The 21,763-nt window shown below is 43.4% G+C and carries 19 protein-coding genes and 1 riboswitch; of the genes, 12 read left to right on the top strand and 7 right to left on the bottom strand.

The annotated features are described in order from the left end of the window. Positions 1-80: 80 nt before the first annotated feature. Positions 81-1,238, bottom strand: coding sequence for a S1C family serine protease (locus ACRPI0_RS14535; protein ID WP_432353453.1), 1,158 nt, complete (start codon positions 1,236-1,238; stop codon positions 81-83). Between the two features lie 293 nt (positions 1,239-1,531). Here ACRPI0_RS14535 and adh point away from each other — a divergent pair, with 293 nt between their 5' ends. Both adh and ACRPI0_RS14525 read left to right on the top strand, forming a co-directional pair. Continuing rightward, entirely contained in the window at positions 1,532-3,073 is a 1,542-nt protein-coding gene (gene adh, locus ACRPI0_RS14530; protein ID WP_432353452.1) for an aldehyde dehydrogenase, read from the top strand. Between the two features lie 29 nt (positions 3,074-3,102). Next, the gene (locus tag ACRPI0_RS14525; RefSeq protein WP_432353451.1) at positions 3,103-3,459 is read left to right on the top strand and encodes a DUF779 domain-containing protein; all 357 of its coding nucleotides are present in this window, start codon (positions 3,103-3,105) and stop codon (positions 3,457-3,459) included. A 71-nt stretch (positions 3,460-3,530) separates the two neighbouring features. Here ACRPI0_RS14525 and ACRPI0_RS14520 read toward each other — a convergent pair whose 3' ends face one another. Further along, on the bottom strand, positions 3,531-3,923 hold the full coding sequence (locus ACRPI0_RS14520; protein WP_432353450.1) for a thiol-disulfide oxidoreductase DCC family protein: 393 nt from the start codon (positions 3,921-3,923) through the stop codon (positions 3,531-3,533). Positions 3,924-4,152: 229 nt separating this feature from the next. On the opposite strand from ACRPI0_RS14520, the gene ACRPI0_RS14515 reads away from it, so the two are divergent. Then, positions 4,153-4,332 (top strand): hypothetical protein, encoded by a 180-nt coding sequence (locus ACRPI0_RS14515; protein WP_432353449.1) that lies wholly within the window; start codon positions 4,153-4,155, stop codon positions 4,330-4,332. Between the two features lie 98 nt (positions 4,333-4,430). Here ACRPI0_RS14515 and ACRPI0_RS14510 read toward each other — a convergent pair whose 3' ends face one another. Together ACRPI0_RS14510 and ACRPI0_RS14505 are read right to left on the bottom strand one after the other, a co-directional pair. Further along, positions 4,431-4,688: a hypothetical protein gene (locus ACRPI0_RS14510; protein WP_432353448.1), complete on the bottom strand. Its 258-nt coding sequence runs from the start codon at positions 4,686-4,688 to the stop codon at positions 4,431-4,433. 19 nt (positions 4,689-4,707) lie between these two features. Beyond that, positions 4,708-5,421 carry a nuclease-related domain-containing protein gene (locus tag ACRPI0_RS14505; RefSeq protein ID WP_432353446.1) on the bottom strand — a complete coding sequence of 238 codons (714 nt, stop codon included), beginning with the start codon at positions 5,419-5,421 and terminating at the stop codon, positions 4,708-4,710. 314 nt (positions 5,422-5,735) lie between these two features. Between ACRPI0_RS14505 and ACRPI0_RS14500 the strand changes: the two genes are divergently transcribed. Further along, positions 5,736-6,062 carry a hypothetical protein gene (locus tag ACRPI0_RS14500; protein ID WP_432353445.1) on the top strand — a complete coding sequence of 109 codons (327 nt, stop codon included), beginning with the start codon at positions 5,736-5,738 and terminating at the stop codon, positions 6,060-6,062. Positions 6,063-6,125: 63 nt separating this feature from the next. On the opposite strand, the gene metH is transcribed toward ACRPI0_RS14500, so the two are convergent. Both metH and ACRPI0_RS14490 read right to left on the bottom strand, forming a co-directional pair. Then, positions 6,126-9,578 (bottom strand): methionine synthase, encoded by a 3,453-nt coding sequence (gene metH / locus ACRPI0_RS14495; protein ID WP_432353444.1) that lies wholly within the window; start codon positions 9,576-9,578, stop codon positions 6,126-6,128. Then, a complete protein-coding gene (locus ACRPI0_RS14490; protein WP_432353443.1) occupies positions 9,559-11,418 on the bottom strand; it encodes a bifunctional homocysteine S-methyltransferase/methylenetetrahydrofolate reductase in 1,860 nt (619 codons plus the stop codon). The genes metH and ACRPI0_RS14490 overlap by 20 nt, the downstream gene beginning before the upstream one ends. 101 nt (positions 11,419-11,519) lie before the next feature. Continuing rightward, positions 11,520-11,624: riboswitch (SAM riboswitch) on the bottom strand. 139 nt (positions 11,625-11,763) lie between these two features. On the opposite strand from ACRPI0_RS14490, the gene ACRPI0_RS14485 reads away from it, so the two are divergent. The 3 genes from ACRPI0_RS14485 (at position 11,764) to ACRPI0_RS14475 (ending at position 14,519) form a co-directional block, all read left to right on the top strand. Beyond that, positions 11,764-11,949, top strand: a complete 186-nt coding sequence (locus tag ACRPI0_RS14485) for a histidine kinase (protein ID WP_432353442.1) — start codon at positions 11,764-11,766, stop codon at positions 11,947-11,949. Positions 11,950-12,073: 124 nt separating this feature from the next. Then, positions 12,074-12,682: a biotin transporter BioY gene (locus ACRPI0_RS14480; RefSeq protein WP_432353440.1), complete on the top strand. Its 609-nt coding sequence runs from the start codon at positions 12,074-12,076 to the stop codon at positions 12,680-12,682. 145 nt (positions 12,683-12,827) lie between these two features. Further along, positions 12,828-14,519 carry a hypothetical protein gene (locus ACRPI0_RS14475; protein ID WP_432353439.1) on the top strand — a complete coding sequence of 564 codons (1,692 nt, stop codon included), beginning with the start codon at positions 12,828-12,830 and terminating at the stop codon, positions 14,517-14,519. A gap of 58 nt (positions 14,520-14,577) precedes the next feature. Here the strand turns inward: ACRPI0_RS14475 and ACRPI0_RS14470 are convergent, their stop codons facing one another. Continuing rightward, complete coding sequence (locus tag ACRPI0_RS14470) at positions 14,578-15,165, bottom strand: GNAT family N-acetyltransferase (RefSeq protein WP_432353438.1); 588 nt, start codon at positions 15,163-15,165, stop codon at positions 14,578-14,580. Positions 15,166-15,441: 276 nt separating this feature from the next. On the opposite strand from ACRPI0_RS14470, the gene ACRPI0_RS14465 reads away from it, so the two are divergent. The 5 genes from ACRPI0_RS14465 to radA all read left to right on the top strand — a co-directional run bounded on the left by ACRPI0_RS14465 (position 15,442) and on the right by radA (position 21,628). Next, positions 15,442-15,912, top strand: coding sequence for a CtsR family transcriptional regulator (locus ACRPI0_RS14465; protein ID WP_432353436.1), 471 nt, complete (start codon positions 15,442-15,444; stop codon positions 15,910-15,912). Positions 15,913-15,942: 30 nt separating this feature from the next. Beyond that, on the top strand, positions 15,943-16,497 hold the full coding sequence (locus ACRPI0_RS14460) for a UvrB/UvrC motif-containing protein (RefSeq protein ID WP_432353435.1): 555 nt from the start codon (positions 15,943-15,945) through the stop codon (positions 16,495-16,497). Beyond that, a complete protein-coding gene (locus ACRPI0_RS14455) occupies positions 16,487-17,557 on the top strand; it encodes a protein arginine kinase (RefSeq protein WP_432353434.1) in 1,071 nt (356 codons plus the stop codon). The genes ACRPI0_RS14460 and ACRPI0_RS14455 overlap by 11 nt, the downstream gene beginning before the upstream one ends. Before the next feature lie 166 nt (positions 17,558-17,723). Further along, the gene (locus ACRPI0_RS14450) at positions 17,724-20,171 is read left to right on the top strand and encodes an ATP-dependent Clp protease ATP-binding subunit (RefSeq protein ID WP_432353433.1); all 2,448 of its coding nucleotides are present in this window, start codon (positions 17,724-17,726) and stop codon (positions 20,169-20,171) included. Positions 20,172-20,254: 83 nt separating this feature from the next. Further along, the gene (gene radA, locus ACRPI0_RS14445) at positions 20,255-21,628 is read left to right on the top strand and encodes a DNA repair protein RadA (protein ID WP_432353432.1); all 1,374 of its coding nucleotides are present in this window, start codon (positions 20,255-20,257) and stop codon (positions 21,626-21,628) included. The last annotated feature ends 135 nt before the right edge of the window (positions 21,629-21,763 follow it).

Genomic DNA, 21,763 nt, shown 5'->3' with positions numbered 1-21,763 from the left:
TTTTCATGCAACTCATTTGACCAGTGCAAAAAAGCTGTCCAGAACCTAAGTGACAGGTATCTGGACAGCCAGTTAACAACTTATTTCTTACTGTCGGCATTACTCGAGAGTGTCACGTCTACAATTTGCTGTTTACCATCCCGATAGATGGTGAACTTCGCTTGTTCACCAACCTTTAAATCCGTGTAGAGGACTTTTCGTAAAGCAGTAGAAGAGTCGATTGCTTTCCCGTTCACTTCAGTGATAACGTCCTGTTCTTTGAATCCAGCTTTACCAGCAGGCGAACTAAGGTCCACATTGCTGACCATGACGCCACCTTTTACATTTTCAGGAATATCCTGCACATACATTTCAGGGACTTCTGCAAGATCGACAAGGCCTACTCCGATGTAAGGACGTTCGATTTTACCATCCTTCATCAATTTATCAGAAAGTGGTTGTACATCATTACTTGGAATGGCGAAGCCTAATCCTTCAACGCCGTTTTGAGCGATCTTCAAACTATTAATGCCGATTAATTCTCCAGAAGCATTCAGCAATGCGCCTCCGCTGTTACCGGGATTAATGGCAGCATCTGTCTGAATGACATCCATCTCCCAACTTCCAGCAGACGTATCCACGTCGATCGAACGAGTCGGAGCGCTAACAATCCCTTGTGTAACAGTGCCTGAGAAGTCGAGCCCGAGTGGATTCCCGATTGCAACAACTGCGTCACCTGCACGTAGTTTCTCAGAATCTCCGAATGACAACATGCCTTCTGCAAACTTTTTATCAATCTTAAGTACCGCTAGATCAGTAAGGGGATCTGTTCCAACGAGTACAGCCGCCGTTTCTTTGCCACTTGCTGTAGTTATTCCAATCTTGGATGCATTTTCGATGACGTGATTATTCGTGATGATATACGCAACAGCACCTTCAGTTTTGAAGACGACTCCGGAGCCTGAACCAGCTTTTTGAGATTCAGACGAGCCCGCAAAACGATTACCGGCAGACTGATAATTTTCGACTCCTACCACGGCTTTTGAAGCGTCTGCTACCATGTCTGATAATGAGTTTTGAGTGGTTGAAGCTGTCTTTTGGACATTATAGGGTGTAGAATTTTCTGATTGTGTGGTAGCTTGAAGTCCGCTATCTTGCTTTAAAATGTCTGTATTCGTAACTACACCAAGTGTCAATGCAGATCCGAGAACGCCTGCACCTACTGTGGATAATAGCCATTTACTTTTAGATGTATTCATTGTCTATCTCTCCTTTTGTTCTGGTTGTTAAAGCAAGTGTAACTCGAAGTTATGAACAAATTATTACGGAGGTATGAACGAAAGATTACTAGTAAAGATTGATGCTATTTTAAAATAAAATTGTAATAGTCAAACTAGTCAGATACGATGAAGTGGCAACAAACTGTTTTTTTTATTCCGAATTGAAGGCGCATACATTTTCATGCTACGAGACAACTCAACATAGTGTGGACATGTGTGCAATGTACATGCACCGATTTTCTACTAAACTTGCAGATATGGGGGGAATGGAAATGGTACAACAAGTTGAAAACCAAGCTTACGCAAACCCGAATACAGAAGGCGCAAAGGTGAATTTTAAGGAACGCTATGATAATTTCATAAATGGTACGTGGACTGCACCGGTCAACGGGGAATATTTTGATAACCCAACGCCCGTCACAGGGAAAGTATTTACTCAAGTGGCACGCTCCACTGCAGAGGATATTGAACTCGCATTGGATGCAGCTCACGCAGCAAAGGATGCGTGGGGGAAAACATCGGTGACAGAGCGCTCAAACATACTATTGAAGATTGCAGATCGAATGGAAGAAAATCTAGAGATGCTTGCAGTTGCTGAAACGTGGGAAAATGGGAAAGCAGTCCGTGAAACATTGAATGCGGACATCCCGTTAGCCATTGACCACTTCCGTTACTTTGCGTCTGCTATTCGTGCACAAGAAGGCGGCGTCAGTCAAATCGATAATGACACAGTCGCGTATCATTTCCATGAACCAATTGGAGTCGTCGGACAGATTATTCCTTGGAATTTCCCGATCCTCATGGCGGTTTGGAAACTCGCACCTGCACTTGCTGCAGGGAACTGCGTTATCCTCAAACCTGCTGAGCAAACGCCAGCATCGATTCTCGTTCTTGTAGAATTAATCGAAGACTTACTACCTGCAGGTGTCCTGAACGTTGTAAACGGATTCGGCCTAGAAGCTGGAAAGCCACTTGCATCCAATCCGAGAATCGGAAAAATCGCCTTCACTGGTGAGACAACGACAGGCCGAATGATTATGCAATATGCTTCTCAAAATATCATTCCGGTTACGCTCGAGCTAGGGGGCAAGTCGCCAAACATCTTCTTTGAAGATGTAATGGCTGAAGACGATGATTTCCTAGATAAAGCTGTAGAAGGTTTTGTAATGTTTGCCTTGAACCAAGGAGAAGTGTGTACATGTCCGTCCCGAGCATTAATCCAAGAATCGATTTATGATAAATTCATGGAAAAGGCTTTGGCGCGCGTGGAAGCAATTAAAGTTGGGAATCCACTAGATCCTACAGTCATGATGGGAGCACAGGCCTCTACAGAGCAGCTTGAAAAAATCTTGTCGTACTTGGATATCGGTAAGCAGGAAGGCGCGGAATGTCTGACAGGCGGTGCGCAAAATAAGCTGGAAGGCGATTTGGCGGATGGCTATTACGTGAAGCCAACTGTCTTCAAAGGTCACAATAAAATGCGTATCTTCCAAGAAGAAATTTTTGGACCGGTCGTTGCAGTTACAACGTTCAAAACAAAAGAGGAAGCACTTGAAATCGCCAATGATACATTATATGGACTCGGTTCAGGCGTTTGGACACGTGACATGAACACCGCGTATCGTTTCGGACGTGGAATCGAAGCTGGACGTGTTTGGACAAATTGTTATCACGCATATCCTGCGCATTCAGCGTTCGGTGGATATAAAGCATCGGGTATCGGTCGCGAAAACCACTTAATGATGCTAGAGCATTATCAGCAGATGAAAAATATGCTCGTCAGCTACAGTGAACAGAAACAGGGCTTCTTCTAAGCAATTCGTATGAAAGAGGGGAGTAATCAATGACAGAGAGGGTTATTGCGACGGAAGCAACATTAGCGCTCATCAAACAACTCGAACAGAAACATGGTTGTTTAATGTTTCACCAATCAGGTGGATGCTGTGATGGTTCTTCTCCCATGTGTTATCCGGATGGAGATTTGCTCGTAGGGGATCAGGATGTACTTCTCGGGCATATTGGTGGCGTGCCATTCTATATGTTGCGCAGTCAGTTTGAGTACTGGAAACACACCCAACTCATCATAGACGTCGTGGATGGACGAGGCGGTATGTTTTCACTTGAAGGAGTGGAAGGCAAACGGTTTCTCACCCGTTCACGCGCATTTACTAAAGAAGAAGTTACAGAGTTACAGACATAATACTAAAGAAGAAGTTACAGAGTTACAGACATAACAAAAGACGGCTTCCTATAATAGGGGTGCCGTCTTATTCAGATGAATCTCTTACGTTCGGCAGGTGTAGGGAGCATACAAGCCTCTTCTTTCTTACCGAACCACTTGTATCGATTACGTGCAACAAGATCATAGACACCGTCGCGAATAGGTGATGGTATAAGGATGAACAAAAACGCAAGATGCCACAATCCATCTAGCTTCTTTGCGATATGTAGTGCTCCACTAGATTTCGTGTACGCTTTGCCGTTTTCAATAACAACTAGGCTGTCAACATCTTCTGGAATCGCGAAATCTCGTGAAAGTTGCTGGCCAGTTTCACTTTGAAGTGAGGCAAACTGGAAATACTCGTAAGGATCTCTTTTTATTATGAATTGGACACTAGCATCACAGAAATTACATTCCCCGTCGAATAATACAGTGCGCTTCATTAATACGCCTCCTCGCTATCATAGCTATATCTACTAGTTACTATATCCGAAAACAAATCAGCTGAAACAAGCAGAGCTAAAAGATTTCGCATATAATAGACTGAATACTCTGTACGGTGGTGCGGAAGTATGCTAAACTATATGAGAGAAATTGATATCGTTTAAACTATTTAACGCTTCACGATTGGCTGTCCCGTCTCTGGAATACTAGTAAGGGAAGGTGATCTTAGTGGAACGTCAAAACATTCATCCAGACGAAATGAACTTGCGCAGTGATATGGATCACATTGCCATGTTGCACATGATTGGAGAAGGTGCCCCTGACTTTAGTCAATTTTTCAATCCTCAGGAAAATCCAATTCAAAGTAAGGGATTCGATGAACAAGAACTTCCTCGAGACTATCAGTAAAAACCTTCCTGCTGGAAGGTTTTTTTGTTGTGCGTGATTGGAAACTTTTTAGAGACCATTAAGATTTCTCAAGGAACTTATTACTCAATACATAGTATTTAAAGTATAGATGATTTATCACGATACGGGGTATGGAGATACTTACGATTCTTGCTACCACCCGTTTTGTCGAACTCGAATTTCTGTAAAATCCGGTAGGCCGTATGACCATTCGTCAAATGAAGAAATTTGCGGAGCTGCTGATTGGACATCGCTCCGCCAAATAGTAGAAACCATTCAAATACAGCTAGACTACCTGCGTTTTTGCTGGACTTTTCACAAATAGAACAGCGCCAAGACAAGCGTGTTTTTATCATAGTAGGAGTATTGCATTTCTTACAAAAAAAAGCCGCTCCTAAAATCAGAGGAGGTCAGTGTATAACTTTCGCAAATAGATTTAGGGATGAAATCACGATGACCTTGCAGTAGTTGCTCACTCAGTAAGGAGAACTGTTGGGGACGTAGTTCAGATGGGGGAGATGACAAACGCCGGAGATACGAGGGGATTCTGGTTGGATATAGAAACGTTACTTCTGCTGATTCTGCAGAAACGGGATGTTTGGCGAGTGCCAGGACAACTGCTCCTATGACGGTCAAGTGAATATCTTTATGAGCAAACCAATCTTGAAGTAATTCAATTTTCCATTGCAGTTGAGAGACAGGACTCTCGAAGCTAGCGGTTTGTCCATTTTCCAGGGTTCGAATCAGTTGTGGAGGATTGTTTCTCAAAGTCAACGCACCGGCAATGTTTTTTACTTCGAGCACGACTGCGTGAGAAGAAGTTATAAACAAAGTGTCTATTTGAAATTGAGAACTGGAATACAAGGCAAGATCATGAAAAATCATATAAGGAAACGAAAACTCGTAGTTCTCAAAGATTCGATCTTCAACCAATTCTCCAGCGTACCCAGCTTGAATGGCAGCCAATCTTGACTGCAAAAAACGTTCTTTTTCATGATTGGGTACAATCCTTCGAATAGCAGCAGATAAGGAATCTACCATCAAAGGAGGCTTGCGAGATTTCATAAGTATTTCGACCACTCCATTCATAAATAGTAACAATCCAGAAGAGTATATCATTAATTAGTAGATTAGTCAGATAAATATTTCGGGGTTCTAGAAGAAGCTGAAATGCGGGCAGAAGAGAGTGCGTTGCGCGCGGAAGCCAGAGGAATACGCGAGCGCTCGAGCCTCAATTGCGAATGCCCAAGCTCAAAAAAACGAGCCCGCAATAGCCGAATCCCCTTGCAAGCCTCAAATCCACACTAGGAGTTAGATGTTTTTCATCAAATTTCATACGAACCAAGGCGAGAGCCCGTGTCGAAATTAGTAGCTTGCATGTAATGGAGGGAGGAGGTGATAAGATGATGCACAATCACAACCGCTGTATGAAACCACAACAGATGCCACAGATGCAACCTTGTGGTAATCAGGCTCAGCCAGTAATCTGCCCAACGCAATATCGATTTCACGATACGTTCAGTCCACAAGAACTACCAGTCGTTCATCCATTTGTAAACGTTAATCGCCAGCACACTGTCCAAATTCCTCGCCACTATTACACAGAAGTGAATGAAACAATGATGGGGCAAACGGTTCAAGCAATGCCTGGCTACGGACCAGGAATGGGGCAATGGGGTTCTCAACGACCTCCTATGGGACCGGGACCAATGCCTTGGGGAAGACGATAATGTAGGAAAAGATCCTGCAGGTATGAGTGACTCCACTCGCCTGTAGGATCTTTTATGTTTTATCTATTCAACATTAAAATAGCGCGCATCGGGGTGTGCAAAGACAATCGCGGACACCGACGCTTCGGGTTCCATCATGAACTCTTCTGTCAAATGTACGCCGATTTCTTCAGGCTTCAACAACCCGAACAATTTCGTCTGATCTTCTAAGTTCGGACAGGCAGGATAGCCGAACGAAAATCGCTGACCTTGATATTTCGCTGCAAACCGATCCTTCATTGTGAAATCGGTCGGGTCCGGGAAGCCCCATTGATCTCGAATTTCTTGGTGCACCCGTTCCGCAAAACCTTCTGCTAGTTCTAACGCAGTGGCTTGGAAGGCATGACTTTCTAGAAACTTCCCTTCCGCTTTCAAACGTTCAGCTTCAGCACGAACGCCGTGACCCGCAGTCACTTGCATGAATGCAACATGATCCATTTCACCACTACCTACAGTTTTCAAATAGTCAGCTAAACAGAGGAAAGGATCCTGTTGTTGACGAGGGAATGTAAAACGTTCGATTTCAGTTTTTCTATCTTGTGGATCATAAATAATGACATCATCGCCATCTGCTTGGGCAGGGAAGAATTGATACAATCCTGAAGCTCCAAGTTTTCCCGACTCTAAGAATCCAGTCGTCATTTCATGTAGTTCTACTGCACGAGGATCCCGTTTTTGTAGCATTGAATCCGTAAATCCACGTAGTCCTAAGTGATGTCCAATTAGCGTCCTCATGTTGACGTAAGGAGATAAGTGGGCAACCGAGTAATCCCGGAGCACTCGTTTTCTACAATCATTCGGAATGAATATCGGTGCATCCGTACGTACCGTTTTAACGGGTCTTGGAGCGACCGCCACAGCAACTCCAACCTGCTCAGCTGCTTTCGCAGCTTTGATAGCGTCATTGGTAGCACGTTTTTCCAACTGCTGATCGAGTTCAAGGAGAAGTGCGTCTTTTCCGCTACTTTGTAACCGGTTTGCGAGATCCAATCCTTGCATCGCATCTTTCGCGTAAATGACTGGGCCATCATACTCCGGTGAGATTTTCGTATCCGTAAACCGTCGTGTTAATGCAGCGCCACCTACCATAACCGGTAGATCGATTCCAGCAGATTTGAAATCTTGAGCAGTGATGACCATTTGTTGGGCTGATTTCACAAGAAGTCCAGATAGCCCGATAATATCGGGTTTTTCTTTCCGGATGACTTCAATCAGCTGTGCAGGCGTTACTTTAATTCCGATATCTACGACTTTAAAGCCATTGTTGCTGAGTATGATCTCAACAAGGTTTTTACCGATATCGTGTACATCGCCCTTTACAGTCGCAAGTACAATTTTCCCTTTTCCATTATCGTTCTCTTTTTTCTCCATGAACTGTTCCAAATAGGAGACAGAAGCCTTCATAACTTCAGCACTTTGAAGCACTTCGGCAACGATTAACTGATTCGTATTGAACAGTCGGCCAACTTCAGCCATACCAGTCATGAGCGGGCCATTAATAATATCTAGAGGTTCATCGTATTGACTCATTGCGGCATCTAAGTCGGCAATGAGTCCTTCTTTTGTTCCTTCTACTACATAATAGGCAAGACGTTCAGGAACCGTTTTCGGAATATCGTCTTCAGTTTTCTCTTTCTTTTTCCCACGGTAAAAGTCAGTGAATGTCGAAAGTGTTTCATCCGTTGTTGTGAACAACAATGCGTTTGCCATATCATTCTCAACTTGTGGAATAGATGCATAACGCTCCAGCTTTTCCGTATTGACGATTGCGTAATCGAGTCCTGCTTGTGTGCAGTGATACAAATACACGGCATTCAATACTTCACGTCCAACTGGCGGAAGTCCGAATGAGACGTTACTGACACCTAGAACTATTAGTGCACGGGGCAGATGCTCTTTAATGAGACGGATTCCTTCAATCGTTTCAACTGCAGAACCAATATATTGAACGTCACCAGTACCGACAGGGAATACAAGGGGGTCGAAAATGATATCTTCAGGTGCAAGTCCCCACTTGTTCGTCAGTAAGTCATATGAACGCTTGGCAATCTCCAATTTCCGTTCACGGGTCACGGCCATTCCAATTTCGTCAATCGTACCAACGACGACCGCAGCTCCGTACTTCTTCACAATCGGCATCACAGCATCGAAACGTTCTTCACCGTCTTCCAAGTTAATGGAGTTAATAATCGCTTTTCCTTGAGAGTATTTTAGTGCTTCTTCAATAACGTTTTCGTCCGTTGAGTCAATGACTAGTGGCGCTTTAATCTTTTTCACCACTTCCTTCATGAATTCAGTCATGTCTGTCAGCTCATCACGATCGGGGTTAGCAAGGCAAACGTCAATGACGTGTGCTCCGTTTTTCACTTGGGCACGAGCGATTTCAGCGGCTTCTTCAATCTTGCCATCTACAATCAGTTGCTTGAATTTACGGGAACCGATGACATTGGTACGTTCGCCAATCAAAATCGGTCGCATGCTTTCATCATATAAAAGTGGTTCGATACCTGAGACGGTATGGCCGTGAGTTACTTCTGGAAGCGCACGAGGTGTTTTACCCTTCACGACTTCTCGTATCGCAACGATGTGTGCAGGTGTCGTTCCACAACAACCACCGACAATGTTCAACCAGCCTTTTTCAGCGAAGCCAGCCAATTTTTTTGAAAGGGATTCAGGGGACTCATGGTAATGTCCATCTTCGTCTGGCAATCCGGCGTTTGGATAACAACTTACAAATCCAGTCGCAAGTTCAGATAACGATCGTAGATGATCCGTCATGAATTCAGGTCCCGTTGCGCAATTCAATCCAACGGATAATGGCTTTATGTGCTCGATAGATACATAGAATGCTTCGATACTTTGTCCGGCTAACGTTGTTCCCATCGGTTCTATCGTTCCTGAAATCATCACGGGTAGTTCTCGACCCGTTTCTTCAAAAGCTCTACGAATTCCAATCGTACCCGCTTTGACGTTAAGCATATCTTGACTCGTTTCCATTAAAAGTAAATCCGAACCACCTTCAATTAACCCTTTTGCCTGAACATAGAAATCTTCAGCTAGCTGGTCAAATGTAATCCCACCTGTTACTGAAAGTGTCTTTGTTGTTGGACCCATGGCACCTGCAACAAAACGGGGTTGCCCAGGTGTCGAAAACTCATCTGCAGCAGCACGCGCAAGTTCTGCACCACGTCGGTTGATTTCATCTGCCAGATGACCTAGGTCATAATCATCCAATACGACAGGTGTACCTCCGAATGTATTCGTACAGATGATATCTGCGCCTGCCTCCAAGTATTCTCTATGAATACGAGTTAGGACGTCTGGCTTCGTCAAATTCAAATACTCGTTGCATCCTTCATAGAGTTCGCCACCGAAATCATCAGATGTCAGGTCTGCGTTTTGTAGCATCGTACCCATCGCGCCGTCCATCACGAGAATTCGTTGTTTCAGTTCATTTTCAATGTGTAGTTGTGACATGGTGCACCTCTCTTTCTTCAGTAGCGTCAAACTGGTTAATGTAGTGCACAAGTTTAACAGTCATGTCATAGCGTAAAAACGGAGTAATTAAGTAAATCCCGTTGAACAAAGATGCTGCTGTATCAATGAGTTCCTGAGCGATTTGAATTCCTTCTGCAGTGGAGGCTTCTCGGTCGTCTCCACATAAGCGCATCCGCTCTAATACTTCTTCAGACAACTTAATGCCTGGTACTTCATGGTGCAGGAACTCGGCATTACGAATATTTGTTAATGGCATGATGCCAATGAAGATCGGGGTATCCAAATGTTTGACGGCTTCATGGATTTCAATAATCTTCTCTTTCGTATAGACCGGTTGTGTGATGAAATAATCTGCGCCACATTCAATTTTTTTCTCGAGACGCTTCACAGCGCGTTCGAGCACTCGGACGTTCGGATTGAATGCTCCCGCCACTGAAAAATTCGCTTTCTTTCGAAGGGGACGACCTGAGAATGAAATCCCTTCATTGAGCTTTTTGATCAGCTGGAAGAGTTCAAGACTCGATACGTCATAAACGTCTGTTGCACCAGGGAAATCTCCTATTTTTGTAGGATCGCCTGTCACCGCTAAAATATCATGAATGCCAAGAGCATCCAGCCCCATTAAGTGAGATTGCAAACCAATCAAATTATGATCTCTGCACGTGATATGTACGAGGGGACGTACATCATCTTGATGTTTTACTAATGATGCCATCGCTAGATTACTAATTCTTGGAGAAGCGAGTGAGTTATCTGCCATTGTTACAGCGTGCGCGCCAGCAGCTTGAAGTTGGCGTGCGCCTTCAAAATAATTTGCTGTTTCTAAATGACGTGGCGTATCCAGCTCCACTAGGATGGTGCGTTCGCGCTTCACTTTTAAATGCAAAGGCTCGTAGCGTGTGGGTTCTGCATCCCGAATAACAATCGGTTTCTGTGCGATTACGACTTTTTGGGTAATCGGTGCCAGGTTCGCTAATTGAGCCTTTACAGCAACGATGTGTGCTGGAGTGGTTCCACAACATCCGCCAATCAGTCGAACACCTTCATCTCGAAGTAATCGAGCAGCACGGCCGTAATAATCTGTTTCAGAGACATAGACGATCCTGCCATCTTCGACATCCAGCAAACTCGCATTTGGAGAGGCGGATAAAAACGCCTTTTTCGGAAGTTCCACCCCTTCAAAGGCTTGGATGGTATGGTATGGTCCAAGCCGACAGTTTACTCCTACGACATCTGCACCAAGTGCTTCTAACTGTTGTAAGGCGTCATTCAGCCGTAATCCGTTCTGCAAAACACCGGGATCATGCATAGAGACTTGGGCAATCAGTGGGATATCTGTCTGTTTTCTAAGGTGCTTAACGACAGCAGATAGTTCTTCGAAGTCATAATAAGTCTCGAGTAATAAGCCGTCTGGATTGCCAGCTAGCAGCGATTCCGCTTGTTGTTGGACAATGGAAAGTACATCATCGATTGTTGCGTCGCTCTTACGGATACTACGGATTCCGCCAATTGTACCTAGTACATACTGACCACCGATAGAAGCAGCACGCTTTGCGATCGTAATTCCCGCTTCGTTGAATTCCTTTACTCGATGCTCCAGCCCGTAACGAGCTAATTTGTAGGAGTTTGCACTATATGTGTTCGTTTGGATAATGTCAGCGCCTGCAAGTATATATTGTTCATGAATTCCTTGAATAACATCCGGCTTTTCTATATTTAATTGTTCATAGCAGAAGTCGAGACCCTCCGCATAGAGTAACGTTCCCATTGCACCATCGGCTGTTAGAACTTCATTTTTTAATCGGTCGAGTAATTTCATTTCTCTCATCCTTTCTTACGGCAGAGCAATGAAGTAGAGAATAATAAAAAAGCCTTCTTAAATAGAACGAAGAAGGCTTTTTCATCTAAATGATTGTCTCCTCCTCATCTGCCGGACTATACAAATCCGCTGGAAGTAGCACCTGACCGAATGGCTGGTTGCTGAAGCATCGACGGGCCAGTTCCCTACGCTTCTCTTGATAAGAATGACTATTAAGTTGTGTGAATAATTTAACATATCATACCGTTGTTTAAGAGTTCCGTCAATAGAGAAGGTGAAAAGTCGAATGGGAGTTAACGTATCGATGTGGTAAACTGGTAAGACAAGCAAGGAAAGGGGATTGCTATGCGCGCGTTCAAATTTGTTATTCCAATGATGTTGTTGGTCGGTGGGGTAGCCTGGGTTATGCTTAACAAAAGTCATACAGATGTGCCAGTCATGTCTCGATTATATATTACACTCGGTGCTATGGTATTCAGTGGTGTTATTTCGTTCTTCCTATTTCCGAAAGATGAAGGGAAGCGCCAGTAAACTGACAAGCCTCGACTGTCAGTTTTTTTGTTACTTTCATTTTGAGTCAACTTAAATATTATTAGGTTGACACAAACTCTTCTTCCTTTTATTCTAGTAGTAGTAACTAAAAGGGGTGCTATAAATGGGGACAAGTGCAACACTCAAACCGAATCGCTCAAAAACGATGGTCGGAACATTAGGTCTCGTCTACTCAGCGATGTTTGCTGCCTTGATGATGATTGGTGCAAATATTACATACTTTTTACCCGCGCTATCTGTAAGTGGTGTACCAATAACGTTGCAAACATTTTTTGCGGTGCTTGCAGGATTACTATTAGGAAGTCGTTATGGCGCAGTTTCAATGACGGTTTACATGGCAATTGGTCTTGCAGGAGCGCCTGTATTTGCGAAATTCAGCGGAGGGGCTAGTGCAATTATTAGTCCAACATTTGGATTTATCGTTTCATTTATATTCGTTGCCTATGTAGTTGGTAAGATTGTTGAAAAGAACAGTACTGTCGTAGGTTTTGTAACAGCAGCTCTCGTTGGGTGTGTTGTCAATTACTTAATCGGTACGAACTGGTTGTTTGCTGCGTACAAGTTATGGGCAGCAGCACCTGAAGCGTTCACTTACAAAATGGCTTGGGTTTGGATGATGCCACCTCTACCGAAAGACATTATTCTTTCAGTAGTAGCAGGATTGTTCGGCCACAGAATGGCACGTGTTCTTAGAACACGTCGCTCTATATAATAATGCATCCTACCGATTTCTCTGGTCATAAGAGAAATCGGTATTTTATTGTCCAAATAAATGAATCTATCAAAACTGAAACATTTCAGCGCTTCTTTCCGTATACACTAGGAAGTACTCAACAAGAGGAAAGAAGGCTAATCATATGATTCACTTACTTATCTATTCGCTAGTAGCAGGAATTGTTGCTGCACTGTTAGTGGTCCCTCTTCATCGGCCAGTCCTAGCTAAAGAAAAGGAAAGTCATTCAAGCAGCATACGAATCATTTCTTTAATTTCCGCAACCGTGCTAATTACACTGGCAATCTCACTATGTTACTACATGACAAATCTTGATCAGCATTGGTCATCACTATGGGTTCTGTTACTCGTAGCTGCGATACTTGGAGCTGTTTTAGACGGAGGTATGTATCGAAAGGCGAAGGGAATCGTTGCACTTCTATCGATTTTTGCTGGCATTTATATTTTATCCGCGCCACTGTGGAATGCAGATACCAAGTACAAAGTAGTTGAAATGGATCAACAGGTAGAGATTGAAGCATTTGACGAAACAAAAACACCTGCGAGCGTCCCACCTAAATTTGCGCGTAACAAAATGAAGAAAGCGTTCGGTCAAGTACCGAATACAAGTTATTACGATCTAGGCCATTTGCAAATCCAAAAAGTAAAAGACGACTATGTGTATATTGCGCCTGTTGAGTTTTCAGGGTTCTTTAAGTGGTGGAATGGTAAAACGACACCGGGGTATTTCCGAATGAGTGCAACGAACTCTGCAGACAATCCCAAGTTTGTAGCATCGGAAATGACGTATACAGAAACGTCGTACTTTAACAAACAGGTAGATCGTCATATGCGGTTAAAATATCCTGAACTGATCTTCTACGGTGACGTTCAATTGGAAATTGACGATAATGGGAATCCGCATTACATCCGTTCTTACGGTAAATTCATAACAGCAAGAAACGGGTTTGATGTTAAAGGAATAGTCATGACAGATCCGATGACAGGTGCAGTTGAAAAGTTTGCGTTGAAAGATATTCCAGACTATATCGATGGCGCAGTTTCACCTGAAGCTGTCAGCTTGCAAAATAGTTATTTTGGGAAGTATATTCATGGGTTCTGGAATTCGATTGTCGGTAAAAAAGATGTGAAACTACCGTCTGATGAAGGGACAGAAGCGAATGTCAGCCCTATTTTTGATGAAAATGGACATATGTATTACTTCACTGATTTCACGAGTCCGAAAGAAGGCGTAGATTCGATGCTAGGCTATGCGCTAACTGATGGTCGTACCGGTAAAGCAACTTACTATACAGGGGATTTAGAGGAGTCCTATATGGATTCTCAAGGAGCCTTGCAGATTATTGAGAAGAAGTTCATTGAGAAAAAGTGGTCCGGTGAAATGCCTGTCCTATATAACTTCTATGGCGAAGCAAGCTGGCTCACACCGGTGCTAGATTCAAATGGGTTTTTACAAAACTATTTCATTGTATCAGCTGCGAATCCTGAGATTTCCGTCTTTGGAAACTCACCGAATGATGCATTGAAACTATACAAAACCGCCTTGCAACGAGGTGGCAGTTCCGTGGATGGTAGTTCGGAAGCAACAGAAGCTAAAGCTGCGGTAACTGTGAAGCGGGTCTACAAAGAACGTGCAGGAGACTTCACCTTGGTTTCGGTAAAATCTACGGATGGACGAAATTTCATTGTCTCTTCTGAGACAATACCTGAAGCGGTTTATATCCAAGAGGGCGACAAATTATCAATAACGTATATAGAAACGGGAGAACTCTTCCTACCCGTAAAAGAACTTGCCAACATGTCACTAACCGAATAATAAACAAAAAGCAGAAGCCGTTTGACGGCTTCTGCTTTCTTTGATGGAACTCTATTCATTAAGCGCTAACAGTAGTGAATGGTTTTAATATGTTTGTTTTACCTTCTGTATCGAACGTGAAAACTTTATCGATCGGATCGTATGATTCTCCGTAGAATTCATCATCCTTATACGTATGGATTTCTTTATACGTCATCTTCATTGCTTCGTATACCGTTTCTTCTGAAGCGTCATCAGGAGACCAGTAAAGGATTTCGAGGTCTGTTTGTTCTCCTGTTGCGAGTGAACGACGGCTATAGCCAATGCTAGATGCATGATGGAATTTTTCCCGAGCATAGAAACGTAACCGCTTTTCAGTGTCAGTGTCTTCATAATTGACGGGTTCCACTTCCAACAAAATCGGCTTTCCTTTTTCTTTTAGCTGCGTGAGTAACTTCTTACCAAGACCTTCACCGCGTGAAGCCGATGATACATATAAATAGTCAACAAACACGAATGATTCTGTTTCAACATACATAAGCACATGTTTTGGACCTTCGTCCTTACGATAAACCGTGTGCTTATCTTTCAGTAATGCATCCATATGTTCCTTTGACTTCATTTCTTCAATTGGAAAATACTCACTTAACTTCTCGTACCAATTCATTGATTTAATCTCCTCCGTCGGTATGGGTGTACCCGGAGCTTTTTGTTTTGGGGTTCGAACGTAGAAAGAGGAAAAAAGAGGTCAGAAAAAAATCCTCGACTTTTATCTATACCTTTAATATAAACATACTAAACATAAAATGTTCAACTTTTTTATCTTTTTACTTGTTTTTAAGACGTTGCAAATATCTTGCGTGGCTAGAGTTTAATACGGTACAATTAAGTCAAAGATAGTCAAAGTCAACAAAAAAACTGGGCTACTAAACGAGGTGAGAGAATGCGTAATATTTCTGACATCATAGAAGGATATTTAAAAGCAATTATCGAACATGAAGATAATGGAATAGTTGAAATCAAACGCAATGAAGTGGCGGAAAAATTTCAATGTGTGCCTTCGCAAATTAATTATGTCATTAAGACCCGATTCACATTAGAACGTGGATATGCAGTGGAATCGAAACGTGGTGGAGGTGGCTACATCCGAATATATCGAGTTCAGACGAATTCACGAAAAGAGTTATTGGACCACGTTTTGGCAAGTGTGCAAGAAGGGGCATCATATACGATGGCTGAAGACGTGGTCTATCGTTTGCTAGCAGAGCAAGTCGTGTCAAAGAGAGAAGCAGGGTTGATGCTTGCTGCTGTTGATCGTTCCGTCTTGAACTACCCGTTACCCGAACGAGACTTGATTCGTGCAAGAATCTTGCAGGCCATGTTATTCTCGCTCCTATACGAACAAACAGAGTAACTGAGTATCTAAACGATGAGGTGGTAAAACATGCTTTGTGAAAACTGTCAGGAAAGACCGGCATCTGTAATTTTGATGCAAGAATCGCAAAACGGACCGATCGAACGTAACTTATGTGAAAAGTGTGCATTTAACTTGCAAACATTCTCGAACAATCCGAATCAGGAGCCAATGTCCATTCAACAATTTCTTTCGCAATGGTTGAGTGGTAGTGAGTCGCTACAACAACAGACACGTGAAGTGAAACCGATGCCAGAATGTCCGGAATGTGGATTGACTTTCCATCGTTTTTTGGATATCGGTAAGTTTGGATGCCCAACATGTTATGAGACTTTCCGTGAACGATTGCCACGTGTGTTCGGGAAATTGCATAACGGCAACTCAACTCATAAAGGGAAAATCCCAGCATCGTTCAATGAAAAGATGACCATTAAATTAAAAATTGAAGAGCTTCGGGAACGTATGCAAGAAACTATACAATCTGAACAGTTTGAACAAGCTGCAGTCCTGAGAGATGAGATAAAAGAATGGAAGCAGAAGCTCATTGAACAGGCAGAGGAAGGGGCGAATGACCATGGGGAATAACCGCTATATACAAAATGCAAAAACTGGCTGGATGGTTCCGCATGGTGAACATTCCGATATTGTCATGTCAACACGTATCCGCCTTGCAAGAAACCTTACAGGATTTCGATTTCCCATCGCCTTTTCGGATGAACAAGCAGAAGAAGTAGGAAGAATAGTTTCTAAAGCATTGCTTAGCGCGGAAGAAAAAGGGTATTCCTATACGAGAATGAACGAAATATCCCCACTAGAACGTCAAACACTTGTTGAAAAACATTTAATCAGTCCCCAATTGTCTGAGGCAGAGCATTTCGGAGCAGTCTTACTATCGAAAGACGAAACCATCAGTATTATGGTGAACGAAGAAGATCACATCCGAATACAATGTATTTTCCCCGGGCTACAACTTGAAAGTGCTTATCAGAAGGCAGATGAAACTGATAGTTCACTGGAAGAAGAGTTACCCTATGCATTCGATGAGGAATTTGGTTATTTAACGAGCTGCCCATCAAATACAGGTACTGGAATGCGTGCATCTGTCATGCTCCATTTACCAGCACTTACGATGACTCGGCAAATTAACCGGATTGTTCCTGCGGTCTCCAGACTAGGAATGGTAGTTAGAGGGAGTTACGGAGAAGGTAGCGAAGCGCCAGGCAACGTCTACCAAGTATCTAACCAGCTGACACTCGGCAAATCAGAGCAGGAAATCCTTGCAGAACTTGCAAATATCGTTTCTCGTCTTATTTCCCTTGAACGGAAAGCCCGTGAATTATTACTGGAAAAGTCCAGAGTCGCATTGGAGAATCGTGTATTTCGTGCATTAGGGACGATTTCATATGCACGCCTATTACCAGTTGCAGAAGCGGCAAGATGTCTATCTGATGTCCGTCTTGGTATCGATCTTGAATTGATAGAAGATGTGGACGTGACAATTTTGAACGAGTTAATGATTTTTATGCAATCTGGTTTTCTTCAGCATTATGAAGGAGAAGAACTGACGTCTGAAGAATTAGACATTAGCCGGGCTAAACTTTTCAGGGAACGACTTGAAAAAAGGCCTTCGGAAACAAACGAATAGACGGTTCTTTCTGAGCGTCTATTTTGCGTCTATGTATACAATTCGATATGATAGTCAAAGATAGTCAAAGTCAATTCACCCGGAAACCGATTGTTTAGCGGTCCGTAAGAATATAGATAGAAGTAGTACGAAGAAAATTATTCTCTGCAGAAGGAGAGGAATGTCAATGATGTTTAATCGATTCACACAACGTGCACAAAAAGTACTCCAACTTGCTCAAGAAGAAGCCATTCGTATGAAACATGAAGCAATTGGAACAGAACATATTCTATTAGGCTTAATCCGTGAAGGTGGCGGCATCGCAGCTAAGGCGTTAGAAGCAATCGGTGTTAGTTTTGAAACCATTGAAACAGGTGTCGAAACACTTGTTGGCACTGGCAGCAAAGATGTTGGACCAATCGTTCACTACACACCACGTGCGAAAAAGGTTATTGAGCTTTCTGTTGATGAGTCCCGTAAATTAGGTCACTCATACATCGGCACAGAACATATTCTCCTTGCATTGATCCGTGAAGGGGAAGGCATAGCAGCACGTGTATTAAATAATGCAGGTGTCAGCTTAAACAAAGCTCGTCAACAAGTTTTACAACTACTAGGTAGTAACGATGCAGCAAATTCAAGTGGTCAAAGTGCATCAGCATCAGCTGCGACACCGACGTTAGATGGTCTGGCTCGTGACTTGACCGAAATTGCACGTGAAGGCACGCTCGATCCGGTTATCGGTCGTGGCAAAGAAATTACACGTGTTATCGAAGTGTTGGCACGACGCACAAAGAACAATCCTGTTCTTATCGGAGAACCAGGTGTTGGTAAAACAGCGATTGCTGAAGGTCTTGCGCTACAGATCGTTAACAACGAAGTCCCTGAGATTTTGCGGGATAAGCGAGTAATGACGCTCGATATGGGAACGGTCGTTGCGGGTACTAAATACCGCGGTGAGTTTGAAGACCGTATGAAAAAAGTGATGGAAGAAATACGCCAAGCTGGCAACATCATTTTGTTCATCGATGAATTGCATACACTTATCGGTGCAGGCGGTGCAGAAGGTGCAATCGATGCCTCTAATATTTTGAAACCGTCGCTCGCACGAGGTGAATTGCAATGTATCGGTGCAACGACACTAGACGAGTACAGAAAATATATTGAGAAAGATGCTGCGCTCGAACGACGATTCCAACCAATTCAAGTAGATGAACCATCTGTTGAAGAAACAGTTCAGATCATCACTGGATTACGTGATCGATATGAAGCGCATCATCGCGTTAAGATTACGGACGAAGCAATTGATGCAGCAGCAAAAATGTCTGACCGCTACATTTCGGACCGATTCTTACCGGACAAAGCTATTGACTTAATCGACGAGGCGGGTTCGAAAGTACGTTTACGTTCTTATACAACCCCACCCAATTTACGTGAGCTTGAGAAAAATCTGGAGGCAATTCGCTCCGAGAAGAATGCTGCGGTTCAAAGCCAAGAGTTCGAAAAGGCAGCTTCTTATCGTGATAAAGAGCAAAAGATGAAAGAAGAGCTTGAGAAAACGAAAACAGAGTGGAAAGAAAAGCAAGGCAAAACGGAATCTGAAGTAACTGTCAATGATATCGCTGAAGTTGTAGCGATGTGGACAGGAATTCCAGTAGCACGAATCGCAGAAACTGAGTCCGCAAAATTATTGAACATGGAAGAAGAGTTGCATAACCGTATTGTTGGACAAAAAGAAGCAGTTGCAGCTATTTCCCGGGCAATACGCAGAGCGAGGGCAGGATTGAAAGATCCGAAACGACCAATTGGTTCGTTCATCTTCCTAGGTCCTACTGGTGTAGGTAAAACTGAACTTGCAAGAGCGCTTGCAGAAACAATGTTCGGTGACGAAGACTCGATGATTCGGATTGACATGTCCGAGTACATGGAAAAACATACGACATCTCGCTTGGTCGGATCTCCTCCAGGATACGTAGGGTATGAAGAAGGCGGACAATTGACTGAAAAAGTACGTCGTAAGCCATATTCTGTTATCTTGCTTGATGAAATCGAAAAAGCACATCCAGATGTCTTTAACATACTGTTGCAAGTACTTGAAGACGGCCGCTTGACGGATTCGAAGGGACGCACAGTCGATTTCCGTAATACGGTAATCATCATGACTTCAAACGTAGGCGCACAAGAGTTGAGAAAGAACAAATACGTCGGATTTAACCTTCAAGACGGTGAACAAGACTACGAAGACATGAAGAAAAAGATGTTGGAAGAGTTGAAGAAGGCTTTCCGTCCTGAATTCTTGAACCGTGTAGACGAAATGATTGTCTTCCATTCACTTGAAAAAGAGCAGCTGCAGCAAATTGTTTCGTTGATGGCAGATGAGTTGAGTAAAAGACTTGCTGAACAAGATATTGAGTTAGTGTTAACTCAAGAAGCGAAATTGAAAATTGCGGATGAAGGATATGATCCTGAATATGGAGCACGTCCACTTCGTCGCGCACTTCAGAAACACGTAGAAGACCGCCTTTCGGAAGAAGTGTTGAAAGGTACGGCACTTTCCGGTAGAAAAGTGACGGTCGATTATGTAGATGGAAACTTCACAGTAGAAACGAAACAAGAAGAGATGGTAGAAAATTAATAAAGAAGTAGAGGAATAGGATAGTCCATCCCTAGTTGCCAAAAAGGGGGAGGGCTGTCCTCTTCGTCGTTTGGAGGACCTATATGGCGAAAAAGAAAACCAAATTCATGTGTAAGTCGTGTAGCTATGAATCACCCAAATGGATGGGGCGTTGTCCAGGATGTGGGGAATGGAACACGATGGAGGAAGAGACAGAAATCGTCCAAAAAGGACCACGCGGTGCGTTCCAACACACTGATGCCATTAAGCAGAAGGCTATGCCAATTAATGCAATTGCAACTGAAGACGAGCCGAGAATCCGTACTGAAATGGAAGAGTTGAATCGGGTATTAGGTGGCGGTATTGTTCCGGGATCACTCGTGCTCATTGGTGGAGATCCAGGGATAGGGAAGTCTACATTGTTACTTCAAGTTTCTGCACTGTTAGCGAACCAACAACAACGAGTCTTGTATATTTCAGGTGAAGAATCGATTCGTCAAACAAAACTTCGGGCGCAACGTCTAGGTGTGTTGTCGGATGAACTGTATATCTACGCAGAGACGGACCTAGCACTTATTCACGATACAATCGAGAGTGTAAAACCGAAGTTTGTCATTGTGGATTCGATTCAAACGATCCACCATCCTGAAGTTGCTTCTGCTCCAGGGAGTGTAACGCAAGTAAGAGAATGTACGGCAGAGTTAATGAAGATTGCTAAAACACAAGGAATCGCAATTTTCCTTGTAGGACACGTCACGAAAGATGGCCAGATTGCAGGTCCTCGACTCCTTGAGCATATGGTGGATACTGTCCTCTACTTTGAAGGAGAGCGCCATCATACGTATCGTATTTTACGCAGTGTTAAAAATCGATTTGGCTCAACGAATGAGATTGCGATTTTTGAGATGGTGCAAGCTGGATTGAAAGAAGTATTAAATCCGTCGGAGATGTTTATCCAAGAACGCTCACAGGGTGGCGCGGGTTCTACAATCGTCGCTTCGATGGAAGGGACACGTCCGATTTTAGTTGAAATCCAAGCACTTGTTACACCTTCTAGTTTCAATTATCCAAAACGGATGGCGACAGGGCTAGACCAAAACAGAGTTTCACTGTTGATGGCGGTATTAGAAAAACGAATGGGGATGCTATTGCAGGCACAGGATGCGTATATTAAAGTAGCAGGCGGAGTCAAACTGGATGAACCAGCGATAGACCTTGCTGTGCTCATGAGCATTGTCTCCAGTTACCGTGACGTCGCTGTTAAAGCTTCAGATTGTTATATGGGGGAAATAGGGTTAACTGGGGAGGTCAGAAGAGTTTCACGTATTGAGCAACGAGTTGGAGAAGCAGCAAAGCTTGGATTTGAGCGTGCTGTTATCCCTACGTCGAATATTGGTGGATGGGACTTTCCAGAAGGTATTCAAGTTGTCGGAGTTGAAACTGTCCGTGATGCGCTCGATCTCTGTTTGCCTCAATAACCATACGCATGTTAGGAACTTTTATGTGTTTTGGGGAGTCCTGTTCTATACGTTCAGGATTCCCTGTATCTTAAGGTTCAAGAAGGTAATCTATAGGGAATACATGTATACTAGGACTACTAAAAGGAGGTGGAT

This window comes from Sporosarcina sp. A2 (assembly GCF_050858885.1).
Classification (GTDB): domain Bacteria; phylum Bacillota; class Bacilli; order Bacillales_A; family Planococcaceae; genus Sporosarcina.
This window is presented reverse-complemented; position numbering and strand designations above follow the sequence as displayed.